This is a genomic window from Pseudomonas sp. VI4.1 (genome assembly GCF_002029345.1).
GTDB lineage: Bacteria > Pseudomonadota > Gammaproteobacteria > Pseudomonadales > Pseudomonadaceae > Aquipseudomonas.
On the sequence record NZ_MULM01000134.1, the window covers coordinates 16894 to 35724 of the forward strand.

The 18831-nt window shown below is 60.6% G+C and carries 14 protein-coding genes; 4 read left to right on the forward strand and 10 right to left on the reverse strand.

Going from position 1 to position 18831, the window contains the following annotated elements; genetic code table 11:
- Nucleotides 1-7 precede the first annotated feature (7 nt).
- On the forward strand, nucleotides 8-598 hold the full coding sequence (locus BZ163_RS10535) for a CsiV family protein (protein WP_128870856.1): 591 nt from the start codon (nucleotides 8-10) through the stop codon (nucleotides 596-598).
- Between the two features lie 11 nt (nucleotides 599-609).
- Complete coding sequence (locus BZ163_RS10540) at nucleotides 610-3300, forward strand: DEAD/DEAH box helicase (RefSeq protein WP_128870857.1); 2691 nt, start codon at nucleotides 610-612, stop codon at nucleotides 3298-3300.
- Between the two features lie 71 nt (nucleotides 3301-3371).
- On the opposite strand, the gene BZ163_RS10545 is transcribed toward BZ163_RS10540, so the two are convergent.
- The 4 genes from BZ163_RS10545 to BZ163_RS10560 form a co-directional block, all read right to left on the reverse strand.
- Entirely contained in the window at nucleotides 3372-6668 is a 3297-nt protein-coding gene (locus tag BZ163_RS10545; RefSeq protein WP_128870858.1) for a DEAD/DEAH box helicase, read from the reverse strand.
- A 45-nt stretch (nucleotides 6669-6713) separates the two neighbouring features.
- Nucleotides 6714-7451, reverse strand: coding sequence for an S-methyl-5'-thioinosine phosphorylase (locus BZ163_RS10550; RefSeq protein WP_128870859.1), 738 nt, complete (start codon nucleotides 7449-7451; stop codon nucleotides 6714-6716).
- An 11-nt stretch (nucleotides 7452-7462) separates the two neighbouring features.
- Complete coding sequence (nagZ, locus tag BZ163_RS10555; protein ID WP_128870860.1) at nucleotides 7463-8473, reverse strand: beta-N-acetylhexosaminidase; 1011 nt, start codon at nucleotides 8471-8473, stop codon at nucleotides 7463-7465.
- Nucleotides 8474-8628: 155 nt separating this feature from the next.
- The gene (locus tag BZ163_RS10560) at nucleotides 8629-9336 is read right to left on the reverse strand and encodes a TetR/AcrR family transcriptional regulator (protein ID WP_128870861.1); all 708 of its coding nucleotides are present in this window, start codon (nucleotides 9334-9336) and stop codon (nucleotides 8629-8631) included.
- A gap of 229 nt (nucleotides 9337-9565) precedes the next feature.
- Here BZ163_RS10560 and lexA point away from each other — a divergent pair, with 229 nt between their 5' ends.
- Both lexA and sulA read left to right on the forward strand, forming a co-directional pair.
- Nucleotides 9566-10174 (forward strand): transcriptional repressor LexA, encoded by a 609-nt coding sequence (lexA, locus tag BZ163_RS10565; RefSeq protein ID WP_128870862.1) that lies wholly within the window; start codon nucleotides 9566-9568, stop codon nucleotides 10172-10174.
- An 11-nt stretch (nucleotides 10175-10185) separates the two neighbouring features.
- Entirely contained in the window at nucleotides 10186-10659 is a 474-nt protein-coding gene (gene sulA, locus BZ163_RS10570; protein WP_128870863.1) for an SOS-induced cell division inhibitor SulA, read from the forward strand.
- 112 nt (nucleotides 10660-10771) lie between these two features.
- On the opposite strand, the gene BZ163_RS10575 is transcribed toward sulA, so the two are convergent.
- The 6 genes from BZ163_RS10575 to fadB form a co-directional block, all read right to left on the reverse strand.
- Nucleotides 10772-11005, reverse strand: coding sequence for a hypothetical protein (locus BZ163_RS10575; RefSeq protein ID WP_128870876.1), 234 nt, complete (start codon nucleotides 11003-11005; stop codon nucleotides 10772-10774).
- A 141-nt stretch (nucleotides 11006-11146) separates the two neighbouring features.
- Complete coding sequence (locus BZ163_RS10580; RefSeq protein WP_128870864.1) at nucleotides 11147-11671, reverse strand: DUF6586 family protein; 525 nt, start codon at nucleotides 11669-11671, stop codon at nucleotides 11147-11149.
- A 276-nt stretch (nucleotides 11672-11947) separates the two neighbouring features.
- Nucleotides 11948-14581, reverse strand: coding sequence for a type I DNA topoisomerase (topA, locus tag BZ163_RS10585; RefSeq protein WP_128870865.1), 2634 nt, complete (start codon nucleotides 14579-14581; stop codon nucleotides 11948-11950).
- A 114-nt stretch (nucleotides 14582-14695) separates the two neighbouring features.
- Nucleotides 14696-14932, reverse strand: a complete 237-nt coding sequence (locus tag BZ163_RS10590) for a DUF1653 domain-containing protein (protein ID WP_128870866.1) — start codon at nucleotides 14930-14932, stop codon at nucleotides 14696-14698.
- A gap of 102 nt (nucleotides 14933-15034) precedes the next feature.
- Complete coding sequence (gene fadA, locus BZ163_RS10595) at nucleotides 15035-16210, reverse strand: acetyl-CoA C-acyltransferase FadA (protein ID WP_128870867.1); 1176 nt, start codon at nucleotides 16208-16210, stop codon at nucleotides 15035-15037.
- 32 nt (nucleotides 16211-16242) lie between these two features.
- Nucleotides 16243-18390, reverse strand: coding sequence for a fatty acid oxidation complex subunit alpha FadB (gene fadB / locus BZ163_RS10600; RefSeq protein ID WP_128870868.1), 2148 nt, complete (start codon nucleotides 18388-18390; stop codon nucleotides 16243-16245).
- Nucleotides 18391-18831: the final 441 nt, after the last annotated feature.

The window sequence follows — 18831 nt, forward strand, 5'->3', positions numbered from 1 at the left end:
ACGCCGCATGCGCCTGTTCCGCACACTGACCTTGTTGATGGCTTTGGTCGTCCCTACGTTGATGACTCTGGTCATCCCGACGGCATTTGCCGATGATCTGTATCAGGTCGAAATGATCCTGGTGCGGCAAAACGCCGTGCCTGCCATTGTCAGCAAAGCCGCGCCGGAAGACTGGGCGGCCGGCGCCCAGCGCATCGACCCCGACAGCTTCCGCACGCCGAGCCTCAATCCCGAAGTGGAGAAGCTCACCGCCAGCAACGACTACACGGTATTGCTGCACAAGGCGTGGCAGCAGAACCTCGGTGAAGAGGCCAGCAAAGTCGCGATCAGCGACGGCGCGGAACAATTCGGCCAGTTCCCGATCGAGGGCACGCTGAGCCTGAAACTGGGGCGCTTTACCGACGTCGACGCGGATTTCTGGGTCAACCAGATCGACGCCAACGGCATGGTCACTGCCAGCGAACGCATGAAACAGGAAAGCCACACCAAGAACGGCCAGCTGAACTTCCTCGACAACGGCCACCTCGGCCTGCTGATCAAGATCACTTCGCTGACCGCCCCTGCGCCTCGGCCAGTCCCCGATGAAATTCCGGACTGATTGAAGTCCTTATGTCCCCGACCCTGAGCAAACCCCTGGCACCTTCCTGGGTCAGCCGATTCAAGGAACAGAGCCTGGAGCGTGGCCGCCGCTACGCCCTGGAAAATCGCGTCAGGATCGTCGAGGCCGGCGACGCCACCATCATCGCCGCCTGCGAAGGCTCTGGCGCTAACGTTTACCGTCAGACGATTCGCCTGCGCGAGTCGGCCAAAGGCACGTTGCTGATGATCGACGCCCACTGCACGTGCCCGGTCCACAGCAACTGCAAACATTGCGCGGCGGTGTTGCTGCAAGTGCAGGAAACCCTCAACTACCCCGCCGCGGCCAAAGACGCCGAGCTGCTGGAAAAACTCCAGGCGGTGCTGGACAACCGCAACCCGAAAGCGCCCCAAGTGCTGGTGGACAACGTGCAACCGGTGCCGCGCCTGTGGCTGGCGAGCGTCGAGTTCAGCGCCTTCGAACCGCGCAACGGCAAGATGCAGCGCTACATCCAGCATCGCGCCGCCCTGTCGTTCAGCTACCTGGATGAATACGTCAGCGGGCAGAAGAACGCCGACGTGCTGATTCGCCAGGAAACCCAGACACTGCGGATAAAACGTCATCCGGAAATCGAACAATCCTACAGGGAACAGTTGCGAATCCTCGGCTTCAAGGTCGCCACCCGGCAAAGCAAAGCCCTGCCGGAAAGCGCCGGCGAGCTGTTCGAGATGGTCAACGACAGCGCCTGGCTGACCTTCACCCTCAATGAACTGCCGAAGCTGCGCACCCAGGGCTGGGAGTTGCAGATCGACGAGGACTTCGGTTTCGACCTGACGGCGGTGGACGACTGGTACGCCACGGTCGAACAGGCCCCTGAACGTGACTGGTTCGACCTGGAACTGGGGATCATCGTCAACGGTGAGCGCCTGAGCCTGCTGCCGATCCTGTTGAACCTGATGCGCTCCCACACCGAGATCCTCAACCCGGAGCGCCTGGCCCGGCGGCGCGACGACGAGCTGATCCTGGTGAACATCCCCCACCGTCCCAATTCCGAACACGGGCCCTTGCAAGTCGCCCTGCCCTTCGGCCGCTTGAAACCGGTACTGGCGACCCTCGGCGAGTTCTATCTGCAAGAGCCCGGCGAGACCACCCTGCGCCTGAGCAAGGCCGACGCCACGCGCCTGAATCCGCTGGAAGACCTGCCGCTGCTGTGGGAAGGCGGCGAACAGATCCGCACCTTTGCCCAGCGCCTGCGGGACATCAAGGATCACACCGCCACCGCCCCCGAAGGCCTGAACGCCACCTTGCGTCCGTATCAGCTGGAAGGCCTGAGCTGGATGCAGTCGTTGCGCCAACTGGAAGTCGGCGGGATTCTCGCGGACGACATGGGGCTGGGTAAAACCCTGCAGACCCTGGCGCACATTCTCAGCGAGAAAAACGCCGGGCGCCTCGATCGGCCGTGCATGGTGGTGATGCCCACCAGCCTGATCCCCAACTGGCTCGATGAAGCGGCGCACTTCACCCCGCAACTCAAGGTGCTGGCGCTGTACGGCGCCAGTCGCAAAAAGCATTTCGACCAGTTGGCCGATTACGACCTGATCCTCACCACCTATGCGCTGCTGCCCAAGGACGTCGAACGGCTGGCGGCGCAGCCGTTGCACGTACTGGTGCTGGATGAGGCGCAGTACATCAAGAACCCCAACAGCAAGGCGGCCCAGGCCGCGCGCGAGCTGAATGCGCGCCAGCGCCTGTGCCTGAGTGGCACGCCACTGGAGAATCACCTGGGCGAGCTGTGGTCACTGTTTCACTTCCTGTTGCCCGGCTGGCTTGGCGATATAAAAAGCTTCAACCGCGATTACCGCGTGCCGATTGAAAAGCGCGGCAGTGAAGTACGCCTGCAACACCTCAACGGTCGGATCAAACCCTTCCTGTTGCGCAGGACCAAGGAGCAGGTGGCCACCGAGTTGCCGCCGAAAACCGAGATCATCCACTGGGTCGAACTCAACGAAGCCCAGCGCGACGTGTACGAAACCATGCGCCTGGCGATGGACAAGAAAGTCCGCGACGAAATCACCCGCAAGGGCGTGGCGCGCAGCCAGATCATCATTCTCGAGGCGCTGCTCAAGCTGCGCCAGGTGTGCTGCGATTTGCGCCTGGTCAACGAAGCCACCCTGCCCGCGCGCGGCAGCACCTCGGGCAAGCTCGACAGCCTGATGGAAATGCTCGAGGAGTTGTTCGAGGAAGGACGGAGGGTGTTGCTGTTTTCGCAGTTCACCTCAATGCTGGCGCTGATCGAGGCCGAGCTGACCAAACGCGGTGTCGCCTATGCCCTGCTGACCGGCCAGACCCGCGACCGGCGTACGCCGGTGAAGGACTTCCAGAGCGGCAAGCGGCAGATCTTTCTGATCAGCCTGAAGGCCGGCGGCGTTGGCTTGAACCTGACCGAAGCGGACACCGTGATCCACTACGACCCATGGTGGAACCCGGCGACCGAAAACCAGGCGACCGACCGCGCGTATCGCATTGGCCAGGAGAAACCGGTATTCGTCTACAAGCTGATTGCCCGGGGCACGGTGGAAGAGAAGATCCAGCACCTGCAGAAAGAAAAATCCGACCTCGCCGCCGGCGTGCTGGACGGGCGCAAGGCCGGGGACTGGAAGTTGCAGAGTGATGATATCGAAGCGTTGTTTGCGCCGTTGCCGGAGAAGCTGGAGAAGCGCTGAGATCGGCGGCGCCTGGTAGGCCGCCATCGCGAGCAAGCTCGCGATGGGGCCATTACTGAAGAAAAACGCTATCAGGACTTGAGATTGGGCAGCGGTGCAAACAATGCCTCGATATCACTCTGCTCAAGCTTCAACCCACCCGTCGCCCCACCTTCAAGCACCGCTTCGGCCAGAACGGCTTTCTCCTGCTGCAACGCCTGTATCTTTTCTTCCACCGTACCCCTGGCAATCAGCTTGTAGACGAACACGGGGTTGTTTTGCCCGATCCTGTAGGCGCGGTCGGTCGCCTGGTTCTCGACCGCCGGGTTCCACCACGGATCGAAATGGATCACCGTGTCCGCCGCCGTGAGGTTCAGCCCGGTGCCACCGGCCTTCAGACTGATGAGAAACAACGGCACTTTACCGCTCTGGAAATCCTTGACCGGTGTACGTCGATCCGTCGTTTCACCGGTCAGCAACGAGTAACCCAGGCCACGCTGCTGCAACTCTTCCTCAATCAAAGCCAGCATCGACGTGAACTGCGAAAACAGCAAAATCTTGCGGCCTTCGCTGAGCAGCTCTTCCAGCATCTCCATCAGGCTGACCAGTTTGCCGCTGCCCGAACGCAGGGATTTGGCGGTGACCGGCGTCTTGATCAACCGTAGATCGCAGCACACCTGGCGCAGCTTGAGCAGCGCATCGAGGATGATGATCTGACTGCGCCCAACGCCACTGCGGGCAATTTCGTCGCGGACCTTCTTGTCCATCGCAACCCGCACGGTTTCATACACATCCCGCTGCCCGTCGCTGAGATCAACCCAATGCACAATCTCGGTTTTCGGCGGCAGTTCGGTCGCCACCTGGTCTTTCTTGCGACGTAGCAAGAAGGGTTTTATCCGAGCGCTCAGGTGGCGCATCCGCTCGGTGTCGCCATGCTTTTCGATCGGCGTGCGGTAGTCGCGGTTGAAGGTTTTGCTGTCGCCCAGCCACCCGGGCAACAGAAAGTGGAATTGCGACCACAACTCGCCGAGGTGGTTTTCCAGCGGGGTGCCGGACAGACACAATCGCTGGCGAGCCTGTAGATCACGGGCGGCCTGAGCTGCTTTGCTGAGCGGATTCTTGATGTTCTGCGCTTCGTCGAGAATCAGCACGCTCCAGACTTGCGGCTGCAAAATCTCCAGGTCCCGAGGCAGCAACGCGTAGGTGGTCAGCACCAGGTCGTATTCAGCAAGGCTGGCAAAGTCTTTTTGCCGTGCAGCGCCATGCAGCGCCAGCACCTTGAGCTGCGGAGTAAAGCGCAGGGATTCGTCGAGCCAGTTGGGGATCAGGCTGGTAGGCATCACGGCCAGTGCCGGATGATCGAGCCGGCCGGCCTGTTTTTCCGTCAGCAGGTGAGCCAGGGTTTGCAGGGTTTTACCCAGGCCCATGTCGTCGCCGAGGATGCCGCCCACTTCCAGTTCGCGAAGGGTTTGCATCCAGTTCAGCCCTTCCAGCTGATACGGTCGCAGGGTCGCTTTCAACCCTTCGGGCGCCGGGACGTGAGCATGGTTCGACTCACGCAGGCGCTTGGCAAAACCGCGCAGGCGCTCACCGCCCTGCCACACCAGTGGTACGCCTTCCAGCGCGCTCAGGCGCGCGGCATCCGGCAAACTCAGACGCAAGGAGTCACCCACATGGTCACCCAGGTACAACGCGCCCAAGGTGGCCATCAGCGGTTTGATCCGACCATAGGGCAGCGCGACTTTGCCCTGGGGCTTGGCACCGAAACGCCCGTCGCCAAGTCCGATCAGCAACAGTTCATCATCGTTGCGTTGGGCCAAGCTTGCGGGGTCCATCAACTGTGGCTGGCTGCGCAACAAATGCAGGAGGATGGGTAACAGACTGTGACGCTCGCCGTTGACGACGATACCCAGTTGCAGATCGAACCACTGGTGCCCCGACTCTTCCTCCACCTCTGCATACCACTCCTCTACAGGCTGCACGCTGAAGTGAAAGTTTTCGCTGATATCGATCAGCCAGTTTTGCTGCCGCAGCGCCGGGACCCCGTCCTGCGCAAAGGCCAGCCAGGTCGCATCATCCGCCAGGGTGAACATTTCGCCGGGGCGGTCCAGACTGCTTTTGCGCGTAGCCTTTTTGAAACCGTGTTTTTGCAGGGCCTGGCGCAGGGCTTTTTCGGCGACCGGGTTGCGCTGGATACGCTGGGTTTCAGTCCCTGAAAGGATCAACACCTCCGGGCTCCTGTCCGACACTGGATGGCCGTTGTAGGTGAACGCCAACGCGGCGCGGTGCTCGGGTTCATGCTGCCAGCGGACGTAACGCGTGCCGCTGGCGAGCACCAGATGAGCCTGAGGGAAAACGCCCTCGATGACCCGTTCCGTCAACGTATGCGGCGGCGGCGCAACTTGAGTCGCCGCTCTCATCCGATGGCTGAACTGCATGGCCTGGCGAGCCGGGATCTCCGGGGCCAACGACAGGTGACACGCCAGTTTTTCATCCATCTCGCTGAACAGTGGCCCGATTTGCAGCCGCTCGCGATCCAGATAGTACAAGGGCTCCAAGGCCAGGATCGTTTCCACTGGCGCTTCGTCGCTGCCCCATTGCGGGCGGAAACTGCCGTTGGCTTGTTCGGCCCAGACAAATTGACCTGCTCTGCGCATACCAGGCGTCAAGGGTTGCGACTGTTGGAGATCGAGGAAAAGACGCGAGGTCCGCAACAGCATCTCAATAAGCTCGGCGCCGCTGCTGCCTTCCAATGGATAGCCGGCGTAATACGCGTGATGGGAGTGAACGGCGACTAACAGCCTGGCGATTCGAAGGTCGAGTTCCGTCAGGTAACCGGGTTGACGTATCAGCGTGTCCGACAGCGAGTACATCGACTTGATGTCTTGCAACACGCCACTCTTGAGTTGGCGGGCCTTGAAGATTTCAAGCGTCCATCTACCGGCAGTGGGTGTAGCCCTGAGTGTGTAAAACAGGCGCGTACTTGTCCCCTGTGCCGGCTCATCGGCGGGATTGCTTGTAGAAGGAATACCGTCGATCCAGCGCTCCAGCTCACGATTCAAGTGAACAGAAGCAGGACTGTCAGTCGCCGCGACAGGAAGGTCCTGCAAGTGATAGATAACGGTTGCGCAGTGTTTGCAATCGACCACTACAGGGCATGAGCAGAAGCAATCCAGCTCAAAATCGCCATTGGCGTCTTCGACCAGTTCGATCTGCTGTTCGTAGACGTTACCTTGGGAACCCCTGCAGGTTGCACGAACCAACACATCATCAAGTTCGAGAATTTTTACCCGACGTTCATGGGCATATCTGCGCGCCTTATCCAGAGCGCGATGACTGAATGCTTCCGCCCATGGCAGCTGTTGAATTTGCTCAATAATTGCAGACATACACTCGATGCTTTTGAAGATGAATTAGCGACGGTGGCGCACAACTTAGCCTTTCAGCACCCGCGCCAGCGTCGAATTGACCTTCCCCATCCCATCCCGCAACGCCTGTTCGATCCCGGCCGCGGTAATCACCGCCGTCGACTTGCCCGCCGCCAGGTTCACCACCAGCGCCAGGCAGGCGTAATCCATCTCCAGCTCACGGGCCAAGGCCGCTTCCGGCATGCCGGTCATGCCGACGATGTCGCAGCCGTCGCGCTCCAGTCTCTCGATCTCCGCGGCGGTTTCCAGCCGTGGCCCCTGGGTGCAGGCGTACACGCCCTGACTGGCAAACCCGACGTTCTCCGCCACCAGTGCCGCGATCAGCTGCTGGCGCAGGTCTTCGCTATAGGGAGCGCTGAAATCGATATGGGTGACCTGTTCAAGATTATCGGCGAAATAGGTGTGTTCGCGACCGCTGGTGTAGTCGATCAACTGATGCGGTACGCACAAAAACCCGGGGGTCATCATGGGGTGAATCCCGCCCACGGCATTGACCGCGAGAATCGCCTCGGCGCCGGCCTGCTTCAGCGCCCAGAGGTTGGCGCGGTAGTTCACCCGATGCGGCGGCAAACGGTGCGGATGACCGTGGCGCGCGAGGAACAGCACGTCCTTGCCGGCGTACTCACCGATCTGCACCTCGGCCGACGGCGCGCCGTAAGGCGTGTCCACTGCCAGTGACTGGCGAATGTCCAAGCCATCGAGCCGGGTCAGGCCACTGCCACCGATAATCGCGTAAACCGTCATGGGGAACGTCCTCAATCAATCAGTTGAGCTTCTTTGAGCGCGCCGACAGCGGCCAGCCAGCGCGGGTCCTGACGATATTCAGTGTTGGCCCAGGCCTGGCCGCGCATCCGCGCAATGCGTGGCGACGGTTTGACTTTCAAGCGCTGGGCGGCGCTCAGCGCGAGTTCGGCGGCGGCGCGGTCGTTGCACACCAGGCCCATGTCGCAACCGGCCGTCAGCGCCGCTTCGATACGACTGGCGGCATCGCCGACCACATGGGCACCCGCCATCGACAGGTCGTCGCTGAAGATCACCCCGTCGAATTGCAACTCGCCACGCAGGATGTCCTGCAACCAGCGGCGGGAGAAACCGGCGGGCTGGGCATCGACCTGTGGATAAATGACGTGGGCCGGCATGACGGCGGCCAGTTGCTTGCTCAAGCGGGCGAACGGCACCAGGTCATTGGCGCGGATCTCATCGAGGCTGCGCTGATCGGTGGGGATGGCCACATGGGAATCGGCCTCGGCCCAGCCGTGACCGGGGAAGTGCTTGCCGGTGGCCGCCATGCCGGCGCTGTTCATGCCGCGGATGAAGGCACCGGCCAGCAAGGCCGCGCGCTCCGGGTCGCCTTCGAACGAACGCGTGCCGACCACGGCGCTGCGCTGGTGATCCAGATCCAGCACCGGGGCGAAGCTCAGGTCGAGGCCGACCGCCAGCACTTCGGTGGCCATGATCCAGCCGCACTGCTCGGCCAGGAACTCGGCATTCGGGTTGTCGGCAACGGCCCGCATGGCCGGCAGCCGGATGAAGCCCTGGCGCAGGCGTTGCACCCGCCCACCCTCCTGGTCCACCGGCCAGCAGCAGTCGGGACGAACGGCGCGGATCGCCGCACTCAATTCACGCACCTGGCGCGGGTGTTCGATGTTGCGCGCAAAAATGATCAGGCCACCCACTTCGGGTTGACGCAACAATTGGCGATCTTCGGCCGTCAGCCAGGTACCGGCGACGTCCACCATCAACGAGCCTTGCAGGCCAGCAGTCATAGAGATTCCTTGATAACGATAAACCCGGCTCGCACGCATTGGTCACCCCGGGTGATAGCCCGGTTGGCGCAAACAATGGGGTGCAGGTTCGAAACGAGAGTCGGCATGGGCGCCCAGCTTAGCGGATGTCCGCTGCCGCGCCCACCCGTGCGGGGTCAAACCTTGGCGGCAAAGGGTGTCGATTTGCTACGCGGACGCAGCTGCGCGGTGGCCATGGCCGTGTCGGTCACGCCGGTTTCGGCACGCATGCCGGCCGCCAGGAACGGCACCATCAGCCGCATGACCTGCTCGATGGAGGTGTTGACGCCGAAGTCGGTCTCGGCAATGGCGCGCAAGGCCTTGATCCCCGACATGCTGAACGCCGCGGCACCGAGCATGAAGTGCACGCGCCAGAACAGTTCGATCGGTGGAATCCGCGGGGCGGCCTCGTTGACCAGCGTCATGTAGCGGCGGAACACCTTGCCGTACATGTCTTCCAGGTAACGCCGCAAATGGCCCTGGCTCTGACTGAAGGCCAGGCCCAGCAAGCGCATGAAGATCGACAGGTCGTTGCCGCTGCGTGGCTGCACCACCAGGGCTTGTTCGACGAGGATTTCCAGCAGTTCTTCGAGGGTCGGCTTGTTTTCAGGCTTGGCCTGGCGCCGCTCCAGCTCTTTGTCGAGGCTGATGCAGAACGGGCCGAGAAAGCGCGAGAAGACCGCCTGGATCAGCGCCTTCTTCGAGCCGAAGTGATAATTCACCGCCGCCAGATTGACCCCGGCCTTGCTGGTGATCAGACGCAACGAGGTTTCGGCGAAACCTTTTTCCGCGAACAATTGCTCGGCAGCATCGAGAATGCGTTCAACGGTTTCCGACTGGGCCATGGCTACTCCGCCTGACAAACACTTGTTTGAAACATACGTTTCAGTCCCAGCCTTGTCAAGTCTGGCGGTTCGTTTCGGGAACGGTCGGTCAGCTATTTAACCATACATCGGCAACGCTTTAATCAGCGGCTTGATCGACCGTCTGGCGGCGGGCAAAAAAACGGGCATTGCCAAGACCGTTCCACTGTATATAATCCCAGTCACTGTATAAAAAGACAGAGCGATCAATATGCTAAAGCTGACGCCACGCCAAGCAGAGATTCTGGCCTTCATCAAACGCTGCCTAGATGACAACGGCTACCCGCCGACCCGCGCGGAAATCGCTCAGGAACTGGGTTTCAAGTCGCCCAACGCGGCGGAAGAACACCTCAAGGCACTGGCCCGCAAGGGCGCCATCGAGATGACCCCGGGGGCCTCCCGCGGCATTCGCATCCCCGGTTTCGAAGCCAAGGCCGACGAATCCACCCTGCCGATCATCGGCCGCGTGGCGGCCGGTGCGCCGATCCTCGCCCAGCAGCACATCGAAGAATCCTGCAACATCAACCCGACCTTCTTCCATCCTCGCGCCGACTATCTGCTGCGGGTCCATGGCATGAGCATGAAGGACGTGGGCATTTTCGACGGCGACCTGCTGGCCGTCCATACCACCCGTGAAGCCCGCAACGGCCAGATCGTGGTCGCGCGGATCGGCGACGAGGTGACCGTCAAGCGCTTCAAGCGCGATGGCAGCAAAGTCTGGCTGCTGGCCGAAAACCCTGAATTCGCCCCAATCGAAGTGAACCTGAAAGATCAGGAACTGGTGATCGAAGGCTTGAGTGTCGGCGTCATTCGCCGCTAAAAGGAGGCTTTATGCAGTTCCCACATACACCACAGCAAGCCCAGTTGCCGTTGTTCGAGGCGTTCATGGTGCAGCCGTTGGCGCCGACCCTGAAAGAGGTGGTCGAGTCGCCCTGGAGTGCCGAACCGGACGTGTTCAGCGAGCTGTCGCTACGTGGTGCGGCCGGGAACTGCCTGAACCTTCTGGCACCGATCCTCCGGGAATTGAGCGAGGACCAGGACGCCCGCTGGCTGACCCTGATCGCCCCGCCCGCCAGCCTCACCCAGACCTGGCTGCGCGATGCCGGCCTGAATCGCGAACGCATCCTGCTGCTGCAGCCGCGCGGCACCCAGAGCGCCCAGCAACTGACCTGCGAAGCCCTGCGCCTGGGTCGCAGCCATACGGTGGTCAGCTGGCTCAACCCGCTGAGCTCAGCCTCACGGCAACAGTTGATCAGCGCCGCCCGGACCGGGGACGCGCAGAGCCTGAATATTCGACTGGGTTAACGGGGAAACACTGGGGTTGACGGGCAAAGGGAATGCGCTGAGCAGCGCGGGGCTTCTCCGAGGTTGAGAAGCCGATCTGTAACGATGTCCGCAATAAAACGACAGACGGGGATCAATGAAGAATCCGCGACCCCTGATCCGGTTCAAATTCACCTTCAACCAGGCGTCCGGCCATCTGAACGCCGACGCTCAACATCGCCTTGGCGACTTCCACGTGCTGGCCTTGCAGGAACGCCTTGGCATCCTCGGAGAAATCCAAAGTAACCAGAGAACCCTCGTCCTCGGCCCTGCGCAGCTCGATTCGGCCGTCTGGTAACTCGACAATTTCTAGAAAGGACGTTGGCATAAGGATGAGTTCTCCAAGAAAGGCGGGGATTATATAGGCATCTTCCCGGCTTCGCTCGGGATCTTGACCAGATGTCATCACTCAGGGAAATTTCCTACAACACACTTCCCTGAGCGAAACAGCGGCCAGACACTCAGTTTTTCAGCACTCGTTCAACCCTTCGCGAAACCGGATCGCCAGGCCCTTGAGGTTCTGACGCCAGCTTTCCAGCTCTTCCCGACTCAATTCCTGAGGCGCCTCTTCTTCATCCAGGTTAACAGCCAGGATCAGTGGCTGGGTTACATCGCCTTTCGGCTTGTGCGGGGCCCGAGGCGGCTGAAACAGCGCCGCATGGGCGGCCAGCAGCCTGGCCAGCCAGGTTTGCGGGTTCTGCGCCAGTTCGACCATCTCGGCCATTTCAGGAATGGCGATGGCTTCCAGCACTTCCCGGGTCAGCAGCATCTCCGCCCGCGGCGCATTGGCCTGGGGCAAGCGATAGAAGCCGGCGATTTCATGACACAACCCCAGCAACGCGCCGTACAGGTGAAACAACGCCGATTCGCGACCGGCCTGAATCAGCGCCAGCGAGTTCATCGCCCGCCCCTCTTCGGCCTTGGCGAGCGCTTCCAGCGACAGGCCGGCGAAATAAATCTTCTGGTTGGTACGGGTATAGAGTTCGTGGGCCATGACGGCAGCCTCCACAACGAAATAATTGCTTCACGCAGGTCAGACAGTGTCGTGGATCACCTGCGCCTCCCGCAAGCACAAAACAAAAAGGCCGCATGAACACCCGAAGGTGGTCATGCGGCCTTTTGTGGCAACGGCGCGCGCTCTGTAGGAGCGAGCTTGCTCGCGAAGAACCCGAGGGCGGCGCGCTCATCCAGACAGCGCGCGTTATCGTTGACGTCCTTCGCCGGCAAGCCGGCGCCTACAGGGACCGCGTGTTCAATCAGACAGCATATTTCACGCCTTGGCGACTTTTGCCGGGCGCTTGTCTTCTACTGTCCACTTGCCGCCGTCGTAGAATGCCTTCCAGCCAGTCGGCTTGCCGTCGACTTCAGTCTGCACGTACTGCTCCTTGGTCTTGCGGCTGTAACGGATCACAGTGGGCAGGCCGTCCGGGTCTTTCTTCGGTGCTTCGCACAGGAAGTGGTACTTCGGATCGATCTCGTCCTTGTGCGGCACGATCTCCATCACCAGCGGCGCACGGGTCTCGCGGTTTTTCGGGAACTGGCTGGCGGCCAGGAACAACCCGGAAGCACCGTCGCGCAGGATGTAGGTGTCGTTGACCTTTTCGCATTTCAGCTCAGGCATCTTCACCGGGTCCATCTTCGGCGGCGCCGCGTCACCGCTTTTCAGCAGTTTGCGGGTGTTCTTGCAGGTCGCGTTGGTGCAACCGAAGAACTTGCCGAAACGGCCGGTCTTTAGCTGCATCTCGCTGCCGCACTTGTCGCATTCCAGGCTCGGACCTTCGTAGCCCTTGATGCGATAACTGCCCTCTTCGATTTCGTAGCCGTCGCAATCCGGATTGTTGCCGCAGATGTGCAACTTGCGCTTCTCGTCCAGCAGGTAAGCGTCCATCGCCGTGCTGCAGATCGGGCAACGGTGCTTGCCACGCAACACCAGCGACTCCGACTCACCCTCGTCGTCCGCGGCGATTTCATCGCCCGGCACCAGGTTGACGGTGGCCTTGCAGCGTTCTTTCGGCGGCAGGCTGTAGCCCGAGCAACCGAGGAACACACCGGTCGACGCCGTACGAATCTGCATCGGACGACCGCACACCACGCACGGAATGTCCGTCATCACCGGCTGGTTGGCGCGCATCCCGCCTTCGGCGCTTTCGGCTACTTCGAGCTTCTTCTTGAAGTCGCCGTAGAACTCGTCGAGCACGTTTTTCCAGTCGCGTTCGCCCTGGGCCACGTCATCGAGGTTCTCTTCCATGCCGGCGGTGAAGCCGTAGTCCATGAGATTGGAGAAGCTCTCGGCCAGGCGCTCGGTGACGATGTCGCCCATCTTTTCCGAATAGAAACGACGGTTGTGCAGCGCCACGTAACCGCGGTCCTGGATGGTCGAAATGATCGCCGCGTAGGTCGAAGGACGACCGATGCCGCGTTTTTCCATTTCTTTGACCAGGCTCGCTTCCGAGTAACGCGCCGGCGGCTTGGTGAAGTGCTGGGTCGGATCAAGCTTGATCAGCTTCATCGCGTCGCCCTGGGCCATGTCCGGCAGCACGTCGTCATCGCCTGGCTTGGCGATCTGCGGCATCACGCGGGTGTAACCGTCGAACTTGAGGATGCGGCCCTTGGCGCGCAGCTCGAAATCGCCGGCACCGACGGTGACCGTGGTCGACAGGTATTGCGCCGGCAGCATCTGGCAGGCGAGGAACTGGCGCCAGATCAGCTCGTAGAGCCGCTCAGCGTCACGCTCCATGCCTGTCAGCTTGCTTGGCTCGGTATTGGCGTCGGAGGGACGAATCGCTTCGTGAGCCTCTTGTGCGCCTTCCTTGCTGCTGTAGACGTTGGGGTTTTCCGGCAGGTACTTCTTGCCGAACTCGTCTTCAATATAAGTGCGCGCCATCGTCACGGCATCGGCCGAGAGGTTGGTGGAGTCGGTACGCATGTACGTGATGTAGCCCGCTTCGTACAAACGCTGGGCCATCATCATGGTTTTCTTCACCCCGAAGCCCAGGCGGTTGCTCGCGGCCTGCTGCAGGGTGGAGGTGATGAACGGCGCCGACGGCTTGCTGCTGGTCGGCTTGTCTTCGCGCTTGACGATGCTGTAGCTGGAAGACTTGAGCTTCTCCAGCGCGGCCATGGCCTGGGCTTCGTTGAGCGGCTTGAAGGCCTCGCCTTTCTCGCGAGCCACGTCGAAGCGCACGGTGGCGCCCTTGGCGGTGCCGAGGTCAGCGTGCACTTCCCAGTACTCTTCCGGGTTGAACGCACGGATTTCACGCTCACGCTCGACCACCAGCTTCACGGCAACCGATTGCACGCGACCGGCGGACAGGCCGCGGGCGACCTTGGCCCACAGCAGCGGCGAGACCATGTAACCGACCACGCGGTCGAGGAAACGACGCGCCTGCTGGGCGTTGACCCGGTCGATGTCCAGCTCGCCCGGCTTGGAGAAGGCTTCCTGAATCGCTTTCTTGGTGATTTCGTTGAACACCACGCGCTTGTAGCGGGTGTCGTCGCCACCGATGGCTTCGCGCAGGTGCCAGGCAATGGCTTCCCCCTCGCGATCCAAGTCGGTTGCGAGATAGATGGTGTCAGCATCCTTTGCGAGCCGGCGCAGCTCTTCGATGACTTTCTCTTTGCCCGGGAGGATCTCGTACTTGGCTTTCCAGCCATGATCGGGATCGACGCCCATGCGCGAGACCAGCTGCTTGCGCGCTTTCTCTTTCGGCGTAAGTACCGGACCTTCACCCGCGGCGGCCTTGCCGCGCTTGGCGGCAGGCTCTTTGCTGGCGCTAGCCGAACCGCTGGTGGGCAGGTCTCGGATATGGCCGATACTCGACTTCACCACGTATTGGTTACCCAGATACTTGTTGATGGTCTTGGCCTTAGCCGGGGATTCCACAATGACCAGCGATTTGCCCATGGATCAGAAAATTCCTGAATTCTAGAAGTGAAAGGCGGTTGGCGCCTGACGCGGCACCGCTATATATAGTGGCTACAAGGTGAGGTCAAGCGCAGGGTTCCGCGCGCACTCAGCTTATGGCTTGGAAAAAAGGCTCGGTTCGGCTTGCACCAAAGCAAAGCGCGGCACCTGTTCGCCGTCAACCTCGACCGACTCCAGGAACATGCTCAAGGGACGCACCCAAAAGCCGTAATCGCCATACAGGGCTTGGTAGAAGACCACTTCCTCTTCGGTTTCCGAATGCCGCGCGATGCTGAATACGCGGTACTGCGGACCTTTGTAATGCTCGTACAGACCAGGTTGTATCGGCATGGTTTGGCCCTCGCTCAAATCTTTTCAAAATAAAAACAAAAAAAATAATTCAGAAAAACAAAAACCGGGGCACTTGGCCCCGGCTTCCTTCAACGAAAACGCTTAAACGCGTTCGAAGACGGTGGAGATGCCTTGGCCGAGACCAATGCACATGGTAGCTACCCCGAAGGTGCCGCCATTCTGCTTCATCACGTTCAACAGGGTGCCGGAGATACGCGCACCGGAGCAACCGAACGGATGACCCAGGGCGATCGCGCCGCCGTGCAGGTTAACCTTCTCGTTCATCTTGTCGAGCACTTTCAAATCTTTCAGCACCGGCAAGGCCTGTGCGGCGAACGCTTCGTTGAGCTCGAAGAAGTCGATATCGCTGATGCCAAGGCCCGCACGCTTCAGTGCTTTTTGCGTCGCCGGTACTGGACCATAGCCCATGATCGCCGGGTCCACACCTGCCACCGCCATCGAGCGGATAACCGCCAGCGGCTGGATGCCCAGGTCCTGGGCACGCTGCGCCGACATCACGATCATGCACGAAGCACCGTCGGTGATCTGCGACGAAGTACCCGCTGTCACGGTGCCGCCCTTCGGGTTAAACGCTGGCTTCAAAGCCGCCAGGCTTTCCAGGGTGGTTTCCGGACGAATGGTTTCGTCGTAGTCGAACAGTTTCAGGAAACCGTTCTCGTCATAGCCCTGCATCGGGATGATCTCGTCCTTGAACTTGCCTTCCAGGGTCGCCTTGTGGGCGAGCTGGTGGGAGCGCAAGCCAAAAGCGTCCTGTTGTTCGCGAGAGATGCCGTGCATCTTGCCGAGCATTTCCGCGGTCAGGCCCATCATGCCCGAGGCTTTCGCCGCGTACAGCGACATGTGCGGGTTCGGATCGACACCGTGCATCATGCTCACGTGGCCCATGTGCTCGACGCCGCCCACCACGAACACGTCACCGTTGCCGGTCATGATCGCTTGCGCGGCAGTGTGCAAGGCACTCATCGACGAGCCACACAGGCGGCTGACGGTCTGGCCGGCAGCGGTGTGCGGGATCTGCGTCATCAGGGACGCCATGCGGGCGATGTTCCAGCCCTGCTCCAGGGTCTGGTTCACACAGCCCCAGATCACGTCTTCGACTTCGTTCGGGTCGACCTTGACGTTGCGTTCCAGCAGTTTGCTGATCAGGTGCGCCGACATGTCTTCGGCGCGGGTGTTGCGGTGCATGCCGCCCTTGGAGCGGCCCATCGGCGTACGACCGAAGTCGACAATCACGACGTCTCTAGGATTCAAGCTCATAAAATTTCACTCTCGCTCAAGTGTTTGGACGCTTAACCGAAGAACCGTTGGCCGGTTTTGGCCATTTCACGCAGTTTTGCGGTCGGGTGGTACAGCGCGCCCAAATCAGCGTACTGGTCAGCCAGGGCAACGAACTCGGCCACACCGATCGAATCGATATAGCGCAGCGCACCGCCGCGGAATGGAGGGAAACCAATACCGTAGACCAGACCCATGTCGGCTTCGGCGGCGGTTTCGACGATGCCGTCTTCCAGGCAACGCACGGTCTCCAGGCACAGCGGGATCATCATCCAGTTGAGGATGTCGTCGTCGGTGACTTCACGCTGTTCGAACACGATCGGCTTGAGCACTTCCAGCACCGACGGGTCGGCGACTTTCTTCTGCTTGCCGTTCTTGTCGGTCTCGTAGGCGTAGAAGCCCTTGCCATTCTTCTGGCCCAGGCGCTTGGCTTCGTAGAGCACGTCGACGGCCGAGCGGCGGTCGTCTTTCATGCGGTCCGGGAAACCTTCAGCCATCACGTCGCGACCGTGGTGGCCGGTGTCGATGCCGACCACGTCCATCAGGTACGCCGGGCCCATCGGCCAGCCGAATTTTTCCATGACCTTGTCGATGCGCACGAAGTCCACACCGGCGCTGACCAGCTTGGCGAAACCGCCGAAGTACGGGAACAGCACGCGGTTGACCAAAAAGCCCGGGCAGTCGTTGACGACGATCGGGTTCTTGCCCATTTTCTTGGCGTAGGCCACGGTGGTGGCAATCGCCAGCTCGCTGGACTTCTCGCCACGGATCACTTCCACCAGCGGCATCATGTGCACCGGGTTGAAGAAGTGCATGCCGACGAAGTTTTCCGGACGCTTGAGGGCCTTGGCCAGCAAGGTGATGGAAATGGTCGAGGTGTTGGACGCGAGGATGGTGTCCTCCTTGACCTGGCCTTCCACTTCAGCCAGCACGGCTTGCTTGACCTTGGGGTTCTCGACGACCGCTTCAACGACCAGGTCGACGTGACCGAAGTCACCGTAGGAAAGGGTCGGACGAATGCCGTTGAGCACTTCAGCCATTTTCGCCGCGGTCATGCGACCTTTATCAACGCGGCTCACCAGCAGCTTGGCGGCTTCCGCCAGGCCTTGCTCGATGCCGTGCTCGTTGATGTCTTTCATCAGGATCGGCGTGCCTTTGGACGCCGACTGATAAGCGATACCGCCACCCATGATGCCTGCGCCCAATACCGCAGCCTGCTTCACGTCCTTGGCGATTTCGTCGTAGGCCTTGGCCTTTTTCTTCAATTCCTGATCGTTCAGGAACAGACCGATCAAGCACTGCGCAGCAGAGGTCTTGGCCAGTTTGACGAAACCGGCGGCTTCGACTTCCAGCGCCTTGTCACGACCGAAGTTCGCGGCTTTCTGGATGGTCTTGATCGCTTCGACCGGTGCCGGGTAGTTCGGGCCGGCCTGGCCTGCGACGAACCCTTTGGCGGTTTCGAACGACATCATCTGTTCGATGGCGTTGAGCTTGAGCTTTTCCAGCTTCGGCTGACGCTTGGCCTTGTAGTCGAATTCGCCGGAGATGGCGCCCTTGATCAGGTTGAGTGCGGCGTCCAGGAGTTTCTCCGGGGCGACCACAGCGTCGACGGCGCCGACTTTCAGCGCGTCTTCAGCGCGATTTTCCTTGCCGGCGGCAATCCACTCGATGGCGTTGTCGGCACCGATGATGCGCGGCAGGCGCACGGTACCGCCGAAGCCCGGGTAGATGCCCAGCTTGACTTCCGGCAGGCCGATCTTGGCGGTGTTGGCCATGACGCGGTAGTCCGCCGCCAGGCACATTTCCAGACCGCCGCCCAGGGCGATGCCGTTGATCGCGGCGACAGTCGGGACGTTCAGGTCTTCGAAATCGCTGAAGATCCTGTTGGCTTCGAGGTTGCCTGCCACAAGCTCTGCATCGGGCAGCTTGAAGTTCTCGACAAATTCGGTGATGTCGGCGCCAACGATGAACACGTCCTTGCCACTGCTGACGATCACACCCTTGATCGAATTATCTGCCTTGATGGTGTCTACGGCCTGACGCAGTTCGTTCAGGGTTAGACGGTTGAACTTGTTGACGGACTCACCCTTGAGGTCGAATTTCAATTCGACGATGCCACTTTCAAGAGCCTTAACCGTGATGGCTTTACCTTCGTAAATCATCAACTGATCTCCACGATATGGAAGCTGAACAGTACACGTCGGACGCAGGCAAATGGCTCGGCAGGGACGATTATCGTCAATGCTACGCCCATCCACCCGGCACACCCGCCAACGCGATAGTCGGGATTCTGTAGGAGCGATCTGTAATACAAACGCTCAATTCATACGCCCGTTTGATTTGGGTACGCCACCTTCACGGAATTTCCGACAATTGTCAATCGCCCAAAATACTGGTTGAAGCGCGACTTTACGGTCACTTCCGTACCACGAAGACCTGCAACACGCGGATGCATGTGCGGCCATTCATAGGATCAATTGTTAGAAAAGTCGCCCTAAATCGTGGCAGCCTGGGTTTAACAGGCTACGCTGGCGGGGAGATGAGATATTTTTCAACGCGTTGGGTGAATACCCGCCGCAAGATCAATGTGACAAAGAATTTCC